Genomic DNA, 14,022 nt, shown 5'->3' with positions numbered 1-14,022 from the left:
GGGTCAGAGCCCGCCGACGGCGGGCACCGGCTGGGGTTTGCCGGCGTGGACGATCGCGCACCGGACGGTGGTCGAGGACGTCGGCGCGCTGGCCCGCCCGCCCCCGAGGACGAGCGTGCTGAAGATGTTGCGCGCCGCCGCGTCGACCTCCGCGGCGCCGCGCGGCGGGACCGGGTTCCCGCTCGCGTCGAACACCGTCACGGCCTGCACCACGCCGCGGGCGATCTCGGTCTCCGGGAAGGACATCATGACGTTGATCCGGACGTACGCCGACGCCCCCTCGACGATCCCGAAGCTGTACGGCTTCTTGGCGAATGCGCCGCAGAAGCCGCTCGTGCCCATGCCGCCGTCCGGCCCGTAGTTCGCGGACGCCCACTGCGCCACGTTGACCCTGAGGCCGCTCTCGCCCGAGCCCTGCGCGTACTGCACGCACTGGGCGAGCGCTGGGTCCCAGATCGAGCCCGTCGGGCACTGCCCCACCTTGGCGCACGCCTGACCGGTCCAGACCTCGTCGCGCGCGCACGTCTGCGCGAGCGGGACGCAGGCGGCGGTGGGGCCGTCGACGATGAGCTGCTGGCCGGGCGGGCAGCCGAGCTGCTGCCCGGCGCCGACGGCGACCCCGATGTTGGTCGCCACCTGCTCGCGCGACACGCAGTAACCGGTGCTCTGATCGATCTCGTCGCCGGGCCGGCACCGGTCGGCGGCACACCCGCCGTTCTCCCAATGGCGACCCACGCCGCAGTAGGCGTTCGCCGCCTGGGGCGTGAGGCACTGGCCCGCGACCGAGAGGTACCCTTTCAGGCACCGGCAGCGGTTCTGCGTGGTGTCGAAGGCGGCGCCGTCGCTGCACGACGAGATCGAGCAGCGGCAGCTCGCGCCCTGGCAGATCTTGAGGAAGCAGGAGTTCTCGGGGCACCCGACGAGCACCGCGGGCGCGAGCGCGACGAGCCCGAGCGCGAGCGCGGAGGAGGTGAGTCCGAACGAACCGGGCCGCATGGGCCGACCCTACTCCATCCGCTCGGGCCGGGAAACTCGCCGGCCGCCGCGCGTCCGCCGGCGGCGACGGGCGGGGACGATGTCGGTCGACGGCGCGCGCGCGGGCGCATGCGCGGAACCACCACGTACCGCCGGCCGGGGCGCTGTGGTACGGGGTGTCGCCCCGCGCGCGCGTCTCTGCCGCGCCGGTCCGACGCAAGCCATGCTCCCCATCTACATCGAAGGTTCGCCTGAGTTCGAGTCCACCCTGTCTGCCCTGCGCGCCCGCGGCACGGGCGATCTCGCGAACGTCACGCCTGCGGTGACCGAGATCATCGACAACGTGCGCCGCGGGGGCACGTCCGCCGTGCTCGGCTACATCGAGAAGTTCGAGCGGCGGACGCCGAAGGCGCTGGTCCGCCACGCCGGCCCCGAGTCGCAGGGCGGCTTCGGCGGGGCCGAGGCGCTCGCGCGGCTCGCGCCGGAGGTCCGCGCCGGGATCGAGGTCGCGGCCGCGAGGATCGCGCGGTACCATGAGCGGCAGCGCGACGCGGGCGATCTCGGCCCCGCGGACGTCGCGCCGGGCGGGCCCCCGCTGCAGGCCGGCTTCAGCTACGAGGAGGAGGGCGTCCTCCTCGGCATGCGCGTGCGCCCCCTGCGCCGCGTGGGCGTCTACGCGCCCGGCGGCAAGGCCCGTTACCCGTCGAGCGTGCTGATGTCGGCCATCCCCGCGCGCGTCGCGGGCGTGCGGGAGATCGTGCTGGCGAGCCCGTCGGCCGACGACGCCACGCTCGCCGCGGCGCACCTCTCCGGCGTGACGACCCTGCTCGACGCGGGCGGCGCGCAGGCGATCGCCGCGATGGCCTACGGCCTCCCGGAGCTCGCGCCGGTCGACAAGATCGTGGGCCCCGGCAACGCCTACGTGGCCTGCGCGAAGCGGCTCGTCTTCGGCGACGTGTCGATCGACGGCATCGCGGGGCCGAGCGAGATCCTGGCGATCGCCGACGACTCCGCGGATCCGCGGCTCGTCGCGGCCGACATGCTCTCGCAGGCCGAGCACGACGAGGTGTCCTACGCGCTGCTCGCGACCACGTCGGCCAAGCTGGCGGAGGCGGTCGCGCGCGAGCTCGACGCCGCGCTCCCCGAGCTCACGCGGCGCTCGATCGTGGAGGCGTCGCTCTCGACGCACGCGGCGGCGCTGGTCGTCGGCTCGCGCGCTCGCCTCGCCGAGGTCGCCGATCAGCTCGCGGTCGAGCACGTCGCCTTCCACGTCGAGGACGCCGAGGCGCTGCTCGCCGAGATCGGCACGCTCGGCGCGGCCCTGCTCGGCAGCCTCACGCCGGTCGCCGCCGGCGACTACCTCGCGGGGCCGTCGCACGTGCTGCCGACCGGGGGCTCGGCCCGCTTCGGGTCGCCGCTCGGCGTCTACGACTTCGTGACCCGCGCGAGCCTCATCCGGTACACCGCCGGGGCGCTGCGGGCGCAGGGGCCGGTCATCGAGAAGCTCGCGCTGGCCGAGGGCCTGCAGGCGCACTCCCGCGCCGTGACGCTGCGCCTCTCGGCCCTGGGGCGCGACCCGTCGAAGGCCTGAGGCCGCCTCGCCGCCGGGACAGCGGAGCGGCGGCACCTCGACGCGATCGACATCGCCGGCGAGGCAGGGAGAAAAGGCAACGATCTTCCTGCCTTGCGGCCCGCTGCAGGCCCGAGCGCGGCAGCGACGCCGCGGGCTCACCGCCTGCCCGCCAGCACGGAACCGCAGCGACGCCGCGAGCTCAGCGCGTGCGCGCCACCGCGGAATCGCAGCGACGCCGCGAGCTCAGCGCGTGCGCGCCACCGCGGACGCGCGGCGGCGCCGCAGGCTCAGCGCCGGACGCGGCGCGGCCTCGTGGCGCCCGGCGCCACCGATCGGCTCACTCGGCGCGCAGGTACCCTGCGTGGATCAGCTTCAGCACGGACTGCGCGGTCTCGAGATCCGTCGCGGGGCTCTTGTTGAGGACCATCGCGAGGTGCCCGTGGTTGAAGGCGATCTGGAGCACGTCCAGATCGACGGGCGTGAGGTCGCGGAGCGCCGGCTTGAGCGGCTGGGGGATGATCAGGCGCGCCGACAGATCCGGGAGCTGATGGCGGATGTTGTTCAGCTCGTCGATCTGCCGGAGCCCCTCCATGAGGAGCTCCTGCACCGTCGCGCTGATCTCGCCGGTCATGACCCGCTCCTCGGCCGGCTCCAGATCGAACGTCCCGCCCACCCACGTGAGGATGCGGTAGACGCTCTTGAGCGGCGGGACGTCGGTGAGATCGTTGATCGTCGCAAAGGTCACGATGCCCTTGCGCAGGTAGATCTTGCCGACGTCGTCGTCGGAGCGGACGACGAGGACTCCGCTCTTCTTCGATGTACCGAAGAGCTGAAGCAGATCCGGGAGCGGGATCTCGTCGATCGACCCGGACATCGACCGGGTCTGACCGCTCCTCAACGAGGGCTCATCCATCCGCCGGCGCGCCGGGGGCGCGCCGGGGTCGGTGGAGACGACCTTGAGGATGCTGGTACCGATGAGCACACGGTCACCCTCCTTCAGGGTCGTCTTCTTGATCTTCTCGCCGTTGACGAACGTGCCGTTCGTCGAGCCGAGATCCTCGATGACGATCTGTTGATCGGTACATGCAATGCGGGCGTGGCGCCGGGAGACCATATCCTCGACGAGGACCATGTCGAGGTCGCTGGAGCGCCCTACGACGATCTCCTGCTGCTCCCCGAGGGGGAATTCGCCGCCTTGGTACTTCCCGGAGATGAAGCGCAACGCTAGTTGCCGCGTTGCCGACACCTTGGGAGCGTGGTTGTCCATCGCAGGGAGTAAAAACCTTCGTTGCGCTACGCGAGCGCCAGCAGGGGGCAAAGCTTAGTTTCACCGAGCAAAGGTGGTCAAGCGATCCGCTCCGTTCTTTCGATCGAGGCGGCCCGCTCCCTTCGACGCGGCGCGCCGCCGCGCCCCCCTGCCGGGGGGTCTGGGCTCGCCCTCCGGCGGCGGCAAATACGCGAAATCATCGGGAGAAATCGCGGGTCTTCGCCCCGGGTCCGGCGGGCGAGCAGGCCCCGTCGGAAGCGCGCCGGGCGCCCCCGGCCAGGATCCTTGCGCCTTCCCCGGCTCATTGCTCTTGCTTTCGGGGCCGGCATGTTCAACGGGCTCGATGTGAGCTCTGAAGCGACGCAACGCACCCTCTCCGCAGGCGATCCGCTGGGCACGCACCGCGTGCTCGATCCACCGGGGGCGCTCCCGCAACCCGCGGAGCGCCTCTGCGCCGACACCTCGCGCCACTTCGAGACCGAGATCGTCGTCGACGTGGAGACGCTGAACATCGACGCCGCGAGCTTCCGCCAGATGGAGGAGGCGTCGGGCGGCGACCCGGAAGGGGTGGCGCGGCTCGTCCTCGAGACGGTGGCGCGGCGGGGCAAGCAGCACAACCCGGTGACCGGCTCGGGCGGAATGCTGCTCGGCGTGGTGCGCAGGGTCGGCGCGCTGGCCGAGCACCGCGGCTTCGCCGTGGGCGACCGCATCGCGACGCTCGCGTCGCTTTCGCTCACGCCGCTCTCGCTGCGGCGGATCGTCGCCGTGCGCCCCGCGTCCGCGCAGATCGACGTCGAGGGCGCCGCGATCGTCTTCGCCTCGGCGCCGCTCGCCCGGATGCCGGACGACATGCCCGAGCGGCTCGCGCTCGCGCTGCTCGACGTCGCCGGCGCGGCGCCCCAGGTGGCGCGCTTCGCCGGTTCCCGCGACACCGTGGTCGTGCTCGGCGCGGGCGGGAAATCGGGCCTGCTCTGCGCGGCCGAGGCGCGGCGCTGCGTCGGCCGATCCGGGCGCGTGATCGGGATCGAGGCGTCCCCGGAGTTCGCCGCCGACCTGCGCGCGCTCGGGATCTGCGATCACGTCGCGGTCGCGGACGCGCGCGACCCCATCGCGGTGCGCGACGTGGTGCTGCCGCTCACGGGCGACGCGGGCGCAGACCTCACGCTCTCGTGCGTCAACGTCCCCGGCGTGGAGCTCAGCGCGATCGTCGCCACGCGCGACCGCGGCAAGGCGTACTTCTTCGCGATGAGCACGAGCTTCACCGCCGCCGCCCTCGGGGCCGAGGGGATCGGCAAGGACATCGACCTCTACATCGGCAACGGCTACGCGCACGGCCACGCCGAGCACACGCTCGCGCTCGTGCGCGAGAGCCCCGCGCTCGCGCAGCTCCTCTCGTCGCGCTACGGCTGATCGCGGCGAGGCGCGTCGCCCGCGTCAGCCAGGCCGCTCGAGCGGCGCCGGCTCCGCCGTCGGCCGCGCCGGGGTCGGGGCCGGGGCCGGCGCGCCCAGCTTGTCGACCGAGGCGGGGAGGATCACGGCGAAGTTGCTCCCCTTGCCCTCGTAGGAGCGGACCTCGATGCGGCCGCCGGCGCTCTGCGCGATGCGCTGGCTGATCGACAGCCCGAGCCCCGTCCCTTTCTCCTTCGTGGTGAAGAAGGGCAGGAAGATGTTCGCGAGCACCTTCTGGGAGATGCCGGGGCCGTTGTCGGCGACGTTGAGCTCGACGAACGGCTCGTCCGAGCCGGAGCCCGGCCGCGTCCCGCGGCCGAAGCGGACGCGCGTGGAGATCACCACCTTGCCCCGGCCCTTCATCGCCTGGACGGCGTTGCGGAACAGGTTCATCAAGACCTGCCGGAGCTGCTCGGGATCGATGGCGACCCGGGGGAGATCGGGGTCCAGCGTGACCTCGACCTCGAGCTGATCGCTCCGGCGCTCGATCGAGAGCACCTGCAGCGTGCGGCGCACGATCGCGTTCACGTCCGTCGGGACGACCGAGCCCTGCGCCGGCCGCGCGAGATCGAGCACCGACCCCACGACGCGGTCGAGCCGGTCGACCTCCTCGAGGATGATCCCGATGAACTCGCGCGACGCCGGATCGATCTGCGCCTCCGGCACCGGATCGGCGAGCAGCTGCGCCGCCCCCTTGATCGCGCCGAGGGGGTTCCGGATCTCGTGCGCGAGCCCGGCCGCCATCTGGCCGAGGAGCGCGAGCCGGTCCCGCTCCTTCATCTGCGCGTAGAGGCGGGAGTTCTCCACGACGACGCCGATCTGCGCGGCGAGCGTCTCGAGCAGCGTCAGCTCCTCGGGCGAGAACGCGTCGCGCACGCGCGTGTCCGCCACCACGAGCAGCCCGATCGGATCGCCCTGCTCGTCGCGCGCGCAGAGCACGACGCCCGAGCACAGGCTGCCGAGCACCTCGGCCGCGGCGAGCACCGCGTCCTCCGGGACCTGGGGGCGCACCTCCGTCCGCCTCGCGAAGTTGCCGTTGTCGACCGCGTCGCTGTGGCTCAGGCGCGCGCGCCGCTCGCGGGCCTCGCGCTCGAGCTCCTCCATCGCGAGCGGCCCCCGATCGAGGCGCTCGAGCAGCGCCCTCGCGGTCGCCACCTCGATCCGCTCGGGGACCCGGGGCCCGAGCGAGGCGAGCCGGTCGAAGCCGGTCCCGTCCTGATCGCGCAGGTACAGCGCCGCCGCGGTCACCCGGCGCGACTGCTCGAGCGCGCTCATCACGATCGAGCCCATCTCCTCGACCTCCAGCGTGTGCACGAGGCGCCGCCGGGCGTCGGCGAGCGAGCGATCGAGATCGAAGCGCTCCCGCAAGAACAGGCGCTGGATCTGCTCCTCGACGCGCTCCCGGAGCGGATCGAACAGCACGATGACCACGATCGCGGCGAGCACCGCGTTCAGGTACATCGTGTTGAAGCCGCCGATGAACGTGAGCAGGAGGTAGAAGATGAGCGCGATCAGGAACGCGACGGCGGTGGCGACGAGCAGGCGCGCGAGCATCTCGTACGCGTCGAGGAGCCGCTCGTGCCGGAGCGCCTGGGCGAGCACGAACAGGAACACGATCGAGAGCGCCGCGCCGACCGGCGGCGGCTCCGCGCCGAGGAACCACGCGAAGTCGGCGACGCTGGCCAGGCCGGCGAGCGCGCCGATCACCACGAGGAACCGCACGCGCCGCTGCGTCGCGCGCGACGAGCTCTGCTTGCCGCGCTGGCCGAGCGTGTACAGCCCCGCCGTGAGCAGCGCGAAGACGTAGGTGAAGATGCAGCCGCGCGTGAGCCAGTCGAGCCAGGAGCCCGGCTCGCGGCTCACCAGCACGAGGATGAAGAGCGGGATGACGAGCACCCCCGCGAACCGGAGCAGCCGCGAGCGGCGGTGCCCGTCGTGCGGGATCATCGCCTCGAAGAGCTGCAGCGCGAACTGCGGGAGCAGCACGGCGAGGATCGCGGTGAAGCGCTCCCAGATCGAGGCCTGGAAGAAGCCGAAGAGCGACTGGGACAGGTACCAGAGCCCGACGTCGGCGGCGAACGCGGCGAAGAAGAGGTGAACGCGGCGGACGCGGCCTCGGAGCAACGTCGAGGCCGCGATGGCGAGGGCCAGGGCCCCGCAGACAAGGGTCGTCCGTGTGCGGAGATCGATCCCGAGCGGCGCCACGCCCGAAGGCTACCGCGGTGAGCCGTGGCGCAGCGCCAAAACCCGCCCGGGGCGACGTGGTCGCCCCGGATCAGCGGCGCGGCTCAGCGCGTCCCGTCGCTCTCCGGCGAGGCGTGGTCGCGGCCGTTCGTGCCGTCCTGGCCGTGCCAGGGGAGCGGCTCGGGCAGGTGCGAGTCCCCCGACCGCACGTAGGTCGTCGTGCCGAGGGGGCCCTCGGTGCCCGGCGCCTTCCCGGCGGCGCGCTGCAGGAGCGTCGCCGGACGCGCGCCCTCGCGCAGGGGGACGCCGACGACGTGGTCGGCGTCGACGCCGGCCCCATCATCGCTCAACCCGGACGCCTCCTCGGAGGTCGCCGGATCGAGCTCGCCCCACGCGTCGCCGTCTTCGTCGCGCTCTCCGGGCGCGATCGCACACCCGGCCAGCAGCGCGGGCGCCGACAGCGCGAGCGCGAGGCCTCCGAACAGCCATGTCGTCCTGCAACCTCGCATCACTTCACTCCTCCGACGTCCCACCAAAGCCATACTGTTTCACAAGCTGCGAGAGGCGTGGCCTCTTCATACCCAAGAGCACGGCCGCGCGCGTGATATTCCCGCGGCTCTCGTCGAGCGCCCGGGCGATGCACTCGCGCTCGATCTCGCGCTTCATGTCGCTCAGGCTCACCCCTCCTCGGACGTGCGCGTACGCGAGCTCCAGCGGCGTGCGGTCGACGGGCGCCGAAGCGTGGTCAGGCTCGCCCTCGGCCCGCTCGGGCGCCGACGAGCGCGGCGCGCTGGGGGGCTCGCTGGCGCTCGCAGAGCTTGCAGGCTGCATGCCAGCCCGCGATGTCATCGGAGCGCTCAGCGGCTCCACGGCGCCGAGGGCCTGCAGCCCCTCCACGTTCGCCGTGAAGTCCTCGAGATCGATCACGTCGCCGTCCGCGAAGATGGCCGCGGCGCGCAGCGCGTTCTCGAGCTCGCGCACGTTGCCCGGCCACGAGTGCCGCGACAGCGCCGAGACGGCCCTGCTGGAGAGGCGCTTCGGCGCCGTGCCGCGCTCGCCGGCGATCCGCTCCAGGATCGCGGCCGCGATCACCGGCAGATCCCGCGGCCGCTGCCGGAGCGCGGGGACCTCCAGGACGACCTGCCGGAGGCGATAATAGAGGTCCTCCCGGAACTCGCCGCGCGAGACCATGGCGCGCAGGTCGCGGTGCGTTGCGCAGAGGATGCGGACGTTGGCGCGCAGTGGGGTGACACCCCCGACCCGCTCGAAGGTCTTGTCCTGCAGGACGCGGAGCAGCGCGACCTGGGTGCGCGGCGAGATGTCGCCGATCTCGTCCAGGAAGAGCGTCCCCCCCTCCGCGAGCTCGAACCGCCCGCGACGGCGCGACGCGGCGCCGGTGAACGACCCCTTCTCGTGCCCGAACAGCTCCGAGAGCAGCAGCGTCTCGACCAGGGCGGCGCAGTTGACCTTGACCAGCGGGCCCATCCGCCGCGCGCTCACCTCGTGGATGGCCTCGGCGACGAGCTCCTTCCCGGTGCCGCTCTCGCCGTGGATCAGCACGGTCGCGTCGCTCGCGCCGACCTTCTCGATCTGGTGGATGAGGCTGAGCAGCGCGGGCGTCGTGCCCGCCATGCGCTTGATCGCCGGCGCCGCGCTCGGCGGCTTCAGCGCGCGGACGGACGCACGCGCGCACCCGGCGCACGCGCTCGATCCGCAGAGCTCGCAGCCGCCCCTCGACTCCGCCTCGGCGGCGCTGCGCGCGCAGGCCTCGAGCCGCGCGAGCTCCGCGAAGCTGCGGCGCGCCAGGAACTTGCGCGCGATCTCGGGCGGGAGCGACTCGGCGATGCGGTCGCGCAGCGCGATCGCCGCCTCGAGGTGCGAGCGCGCGGCCGCCGGATCGTCCTCGGGCGCGTGGGACGACCGATCCCCGGACACCGACGCGAGGTGGAGCAGCACGTGCGCCTCCAGGGCGCGCTCGCGGGTGTGCGCCTGGCGCGCGAGCGCGAGCGCCTCGGCGGCGATCTGCCCGTAGGGCTCGCCGGCGGCGCGCGCGCGCACCGCGTCGAGCAGGGCGACCTCGACGCGGAGCCGGTCGGACCTCGCCTCCGGGCGCGCCTTCGCGAGCATCTGCGCGGCCTGGAGGAGGTCGCCGTCCTCCAGCGCGATGCGCCCGGCGATGACGTAACACTCGCCGAGCTTCGGGCCGGCGCCGTACGTGAACGCCGGGCTGAGCTCGGACCAGGCGTCCAGGGAGCGACCGCACTCCAGGTGGATCTGCGCCGCGACGCAGGCCACGTGCGTGATCCACACGCCGGGGATCACGGCGCCGCAGACCTTCCGCGCGAACGCGAGCGCCTGCTCGGCCTCCTCGATCAGCCCGAGCTGGAGCCGGATCTCCGCGAGGTTCGCGATGAGGTTGACGAGGGCGACCTTGTCGCCGATCTTGCGGAAGATGTCGATCGAGCGCTCGAGGAGCCGCAAGGCCTCGGGGTACTCGTGCTTCAGGTGCGCGATCACCGCGAGGTTCGTGAGCGCGTAGGCCGTCGCCAGGCGCTCGCCGCGCCGCTCCCCGTCCTCGAGCACCTTGGTGAGCATCGAGCGCGCCTCGTCGAGCCGGCCGCTGGAGAGCAGCGCGATCGCGCGGTTCAGCCGGGCGCGCAGCTCGCTGACGGGCTCGCCGCCGCACGCCGCCTCCCACGCGTCGGCCGCGAAGTGCCGCTCCGCCTCCGCGAAGGCCTGCTGCGCGAGGAGCAGCTTGCCGAGGATGTTGCGCGCCTGGAGCCGCGTCGCGAGCTCGCCCGCGCCGGCGAGCCCCTCCTCGGCGTGGCCCTTGGCCGCCGCGAGGTCGCCCGTCTTGCAGCAGAGCTCCGCCATCTCCACGGCGCCGCGCGAGCGCTCCGCGGGCGTGGCCGCGCGCGCGAGCGCGCGCGCGAGCACCATCGAGGCGGTCATCAGATCGCCGCGCGCGCTCGTCGCCCGGCCGTGCACGAGCAGCGCGTCGAACGACTCGCGCTCCCGCAGCGCCGCCGACGAGAAGTCGATCGCGAACTCCACGTCGCCGAGCCGCAGCGCGAGCTCCGCGGCGCGCAGCAGCCGGTCGCCCTCGGGCGACGGGGGCGCGCCCTCGGCGCCGGCGCGCTTCGTCCCGGCGAGCGCCCGCATCGACCGGGACCAGCGCTGCCAGAAATCGGCGCGCGCCGACGGCTCGCCGGCCGAGGAGATCGCCAGCATCGCCGCCGCCTCCGCGCGCTCCTCGCGGCCGAGCCACGCGAACAGCTCGCTCGCGCGCGCGAGGCTCCACGGATCGGCCGCGAGCGCCTCGAGCGCCTCCGCGACCGCGAGCACGTCGTCGGGATCTGCGCCGGCCGGGTCGATCGCCGCGTCCCGCGCCGCCACCCACCCGCGCTCGTCGACGTCGATCAGCCCGAGGGCGGAGAGCTCCTCGGCGGCGCCGGCCCGCCCGGCGGCGCCGGGCTCGCCATCCGGCCGCCGGGCCCCGAGGAGGCCGAGCTGCGCGGAGGGCCACGGCCGCTGGCTCAGCGCGAGCCGATCGAGCAGCCGCCTGGCCGCGCCGCTCGGCGTCGGCCGCGCGCGGCGCTGCTCCGGGGGCGTGGCCAGCGCGGCGGAGCACCAGCCCTCGAGCGCGTCGAGCCGCTCGATCTTGGACACGATCCGGCGCTCCGCGTCCTCGGCGACCGCCTCCCAGAAGCGGTGCAGATCGTCCGGCGAGGCGACGGCGTCGACGGTGATCGCGCTCGTCCACGGCCGCATCGCGGCGTCGCTGCACACGATGACCAGCGTGGCGCTCGACCCTTCCGCGACGAGGCGGGACAGCTCCTCGAGCACGAGGCCGCCCCAGCTCGTCGGCTCCCCCTCGGAGAGCAGCAGGACCGCGCCCTGCGCGGCGGCGCTGATCCCCTGCGCGGCCTCCGCGGGGTCCGTGGAGGTGACCCCGCAGCGCAGCGCGAGGTCGCGCCAGGGATCCCGATCCGCGGCGTGCGCGGCCGAGATCAGCGAGCGCCCCGCGCCGCGCGCGCGACGCGCGAGGTGGGCGCAAACGGCGTCCAGGACCGACCGGCGTCCATGGACGTGGAGGACTCCACGCGACGCGGCGTCACGAACGCGCTCATCGAGCGTCCGGAAGCCTCCGGCCTCGCTCGTTGTGGCAGAAGAAGCGCAGGCTGCGGCGACGGATCCCAAAGCACCACAAGCGTACCCCCACGCTGGACCGCACATCAACGGATCCCGCCGTCTGGCCGCCGGGTGTTGCACGGTCACCCGTGCCGCATCAACAGAAAATTTCAGCTCGGCTGCTACGTTCCGTCCAGGACCTGCTGGATGGCGTCGAACGCGGCCGGCGGCGCTTCGTCCAGGGCGCGCGCGAGCGGGAGCTGCGTGGCGCCGGCGGCGAGGTAGAGCGGCACGAGGTGCGGCGCGAGCCGGCGGAGCGTCTCGAGGTGCCGCGCGACGCCGGCCGCATCGCCGCGCCGCACGGGCCCGGTGAGCGCCTCGGGTACGCCGAGCGCCTCGACGTTGTCCGCGACCGTGCGGAGCAGCGGGCCGAGCATCGCCGCGGCGGTCGTCCGATCGACGCCCGCGCGCTCGAGCAGGTCGACGCCGGCGGCGGCCAGCGCGGCGGCGCCGTTGGCGACGAGGCCCGCCGCGGCGTGGTAGGCGACGCGATCGAGATCGGGGAACACGCGCGGGGTCATCCCGAGGCGCTCGCCGAGAGCGCGCGCGACGAGCGCGGCGCGCGCGTCGCCGTCGACGAGCAGGTGGCCGCGGGCCAGGGCGGGCGCGAACTCGGGCGAGGCGAAGGAGATCATCGGGTGCATCTGCGCGACCGCGACGCGGCCGCCGCGCGCCCCCGCGAGCGCCTCCGGGCCGAGCGCGCCGGCGCAGTGCACCACCGCGACGTCCCTGTGGCCGACGAGCCCCCGCGCGCGCAGCGCCGCGGCGCACGGCGCGATGTCGCGATCGCGCACGGCGACGATCACGAGGTCCGCGTCGATGCGATCCGCCGGGAGCCCGTCCCGCGCCGCCCTGAGGGTGACGGGGAGCCCGGCGGCGCGGATCGCGCGCGCGAGCCCGCGGCCTACCTTGCCGCCGCCGTAGATGAAGACGGTCATGTCCGGCCCCGCCTCGCCCTCGTGGGGCGGTCGCGGAGCGCCCGCGCCCTCTCCGTCGCGCACCGGAGCCGCGCTCACGGGGCGCTCCCGTAGAGGCCGTGCGCGCGGGCGTAGGTGATCACCGCGGCCGGGACGCGCTGGCGCACGGCGTCCAGATCGCCGGCGGCGAACGCGCGGCGTATCTCGGTGCTCGAGATCTGCGGGAGCAGCACCTCCGCGGGGCACAGGGGCGAGCGGGGGCCGCCCGCGGCCTCGCCCGGGTGATCCGCGGGCGACGCGGCGAAGCCCGAGCGGCCGAGGACGATCGGCGGCGCGAGCTGCTCGATGCGATCGAAGCGGTGCCACCTCGGGAGATCGGGGAGCACGTCGGCGCCGACGAGCAGCCGCATCGCCCAGTCCGGGTGCGCCGCGGCGAGGTGCTCCAGCGTGCGCAGGGTGAGGCTCTCGCCGCCGAGATCCCGCTCGACCGCCGACACCGACACGCGCGGCAGCCAGCCGAGGGCCAGCTCGCACATGGCGAGGCGATGCTCGAACGGCGCGAGCTCCTTGGAGAAGGGGTGGCGAAAGACGGGGACGACGAGCACCTCGTCGATCGGCGCGACGGAGAGCGCGTACGTCGCCGCGAGCACGTGCGCGACGTGGGGCGGGTTGAAGCTGCCCCCGAAGACGGCGACGCGGCGCGCTCCCGACGGCGCGCGCGCGCGGGCGTCGCCGGGAGCGCCCGCGGGTTCCTCAGCCTTGAGAGCCACCTTGCACCCTCATCCTGGAGACCGAGGCGGACGGCCCCACGATCTCGCGCGCGGTCACCGCGCCGCTCGAGTTCATCACCTCGATCCGGACGCCGCCCTGTCCGTCGTCGAGGAGCGCGGTGCCGCCCTCGGAGCCGATCGGCCCCGGGGAGAAGAACGTCCGCGTGCCGACCTTCTTGATGAGCGGCTCAGGGCTCTTGCCGAAGACGAGGAGGGACGCCGCCACGATGTCCTCCTCGTCGAGCGCCGCCTTGTCGAAGACGAAGAGCGCGACGCGCCCGTCCAGGATCTCGATCGTGCGCTGGCCGGGCGGGAGGCTCATCAGCACCTGGAGGCGCAGCCGCGCCTGCTCGGACGCCACGAAGGCGTCGATCTCGTCGGGCGTGGCGGTCGCGCACCGGATGGCCCGGCCGAACAGCGCGCCCGCGGTGGGGTTCGAGCCGACCAGGCTCAGCGCCCAGCCCTCGACGACGCGGTCGAGGGCGTCGTCGTCGGCCACGTAAATGACCCGCTCGGCGTGCCCTTCGTCGAGCAGGTGCTGCGCGCCGCGAGCGAGCGCGGGCAGGTCACCCTGTGCAGGGCCGAGGACGCCGAGGCGCATCGGCCACAGCATAGATCACCGCGCGAAGCGGCGGACAGCTTCTCGGCTGGGCTCCCGCGGCCGCGCGGCCCGCCTGCTGCGGGGCGCGTGGCGCG

General features: G+C 74.0%; 10 protein-coding genes. 2 read left to right on the top strand and 8 right to left on the bottom strand.

Going from position 1 to position 14,022, the window contains the following annotated elements:
- Nucleotides 1–3: 3 nt before the first annotated feature.
- Nucleotides 4–996 (bottom strand): hypothetical protein, encoded by a 993-nt coding sequence (locus WMF43_RS13640; RefSeq protein WP_437680458.1) that lies wholly within the window; start codon nucleotides 994–996, stop codon nucleotides 4–6.
- A gap of 202 nt (nucleotides 997–1,198) precedes the next feature.
- Between WMF43_RS13640 and hisD the strand changes: the two genes are divergently transcribed.
- Nucleotides 1,199–2,566 (top strand): histidinol dehydrogenase, encoded by a 1,368-nt coding sequence (gene hisD / locus WMF43_RS13635; protein ID WP_437680456.1) that lies wholly within the window; start codon nucleotides 1,199–1,201, stop codon nucleotides 2,564–2,566.
- A 319-nt stretch (nucleotides 2,567–2,885) separates the two neighbouring features.
- Here hisD and WMF43_RS13630 read toward each other — a convergent pair whose 3' ends face one another.
- Nucleotides 2,886–3,815 (bottom strand): DUF4388 domain-containing protein, encoded by a 930-nt coding sequence (locus WMF43_RS13630; RefSeq protein WP_437680455.1) that lies wholly within the window; start codon nucleotides 3,813–3,815, stop codon nucleotides 2,886–2,888.
- Nucleotides 3,816–4,160: 345 nt separating this feature from the next.
- Between WMF43_RS13630 and WMF43_RS13625 the strand changes: the two genes are divergently transcribed.
- Complete coding sequence (locus WMF43_RS13625) at nucleotides 4,161–5,225, top strand: L-erythro-3,5-diaminohexanoate dehydrogenase (protein ID WP_437680453.1); 1,065 nt, start codon at nucleotides 4,161–4,163, stop codon at nucleotides 5,223–5,225.
- A 24-nt stretch (nucleotides 5,226–5,249) separates the two neighbouring features.
- Here WMF43_RS13625 and WMF43_RS13620 read toward each other — a convergent pair whose 3' ends face one another.
- The 6 genes from WMF43_RS13620 to WMF43_RS13595 all read right to left on the bottom strand — a co-directional run bounded on the left by WMF43_RS13620 (nucleotide 5,250) and on the right by WMF43_RS13595 (nucleotide 13,927).
- On the bottom strand, nucleotides 5,250–7,469 hold the full coding sequence (locus tag WMF43_RS13620; protein WP_437680451.1) for an ATP-binding protein: 2,220 nt from the start codon (nucleotides 7,467–7,469) through the stop codon (nucleotides 5,250–5,252).
- A gap of 83 nt (nucleotides 7,470–7,552) precedes the next feature.
- On the bottom strand, nucleotides 7,553–7,957 hold the full coding sequence (locus WMF43_RS13615; protein WP_437680450.1) for a hypothetical protein: 405 nt from the start codon (nucleotides 7,955–7,957) through the stop codon (nucleotides 7,553–7,555).
- Between the two features lie 4 nt (nucleotides 7,958–7,961).
- A complete protein-coding gene (locus WMF43_RS13610; protein ID WP_437680448.1) occupies nucleotides 7,962–11,648 on the bottom strand; it encodes a sigma 54-interacting transcriptional regulator in 3,687 nt (1,228 codons plus the stop codon).
- A gap of 113 nt (nucleotides 11,649–11,761) precedes the next feature.
- Nucleotides 11,762–12,577, bottom strand: coding sequence for a DUF2520 domain-containing protein (locus WMF43_RS13605; RefSeq protein ID WP_437680446.1), 816 nt, complete (start codon nucleotides 12,575–12,577; stop codon nucleotides 11,762–11,764).
- A gap of 74 nt (nucleotides 12,578–12,651) precedes the next feature.
- Complete coding sequence (gene nadD, locus WMF43_RS13600) at nucleotides 12,652–13,326, bottom strand: nicotinate (nicotinamide) nucleotide adenylyltransferase (protein ID WP_437680444.1); 675 nt, start codon at nucleotides 13,324–13,326, stop codon at nucleotides 12,652–12,654.
- Nucleotides 13,310–13,927 (bottom strand): hypothetical protein, encoded by a 618-nt coding sequence (locus WMF43_RS13595; RefSeq protein ID WP_437680443.1) that lies wholly within the window; start codon nucleotides 13,925–13,927, stop codon nucleotides 13,310–13,312. The genes nadD and WMF43_RS13595 overlap by 17 nt, the downstream gene beginning before the upstream one ends.
- Between the last annotated feature and the right edge of the window lie 95 nt (nucleotides 13,928–14,022).

Origin of the sequence: Sorangium sp. So ce131, from assembly GCF_051519095.1 — a bacterium.
Taxonomy (GTDB): Bacteria; Myxococcota_A; Polyangia; order Polyangiales; family Polyangiaceae; genus Sorangium.
The sequence above is the reverse complement of the archived record's forward strand: the minus strand, read 5'-3'. Positions and strand labels throughout refer to the sequence as shown.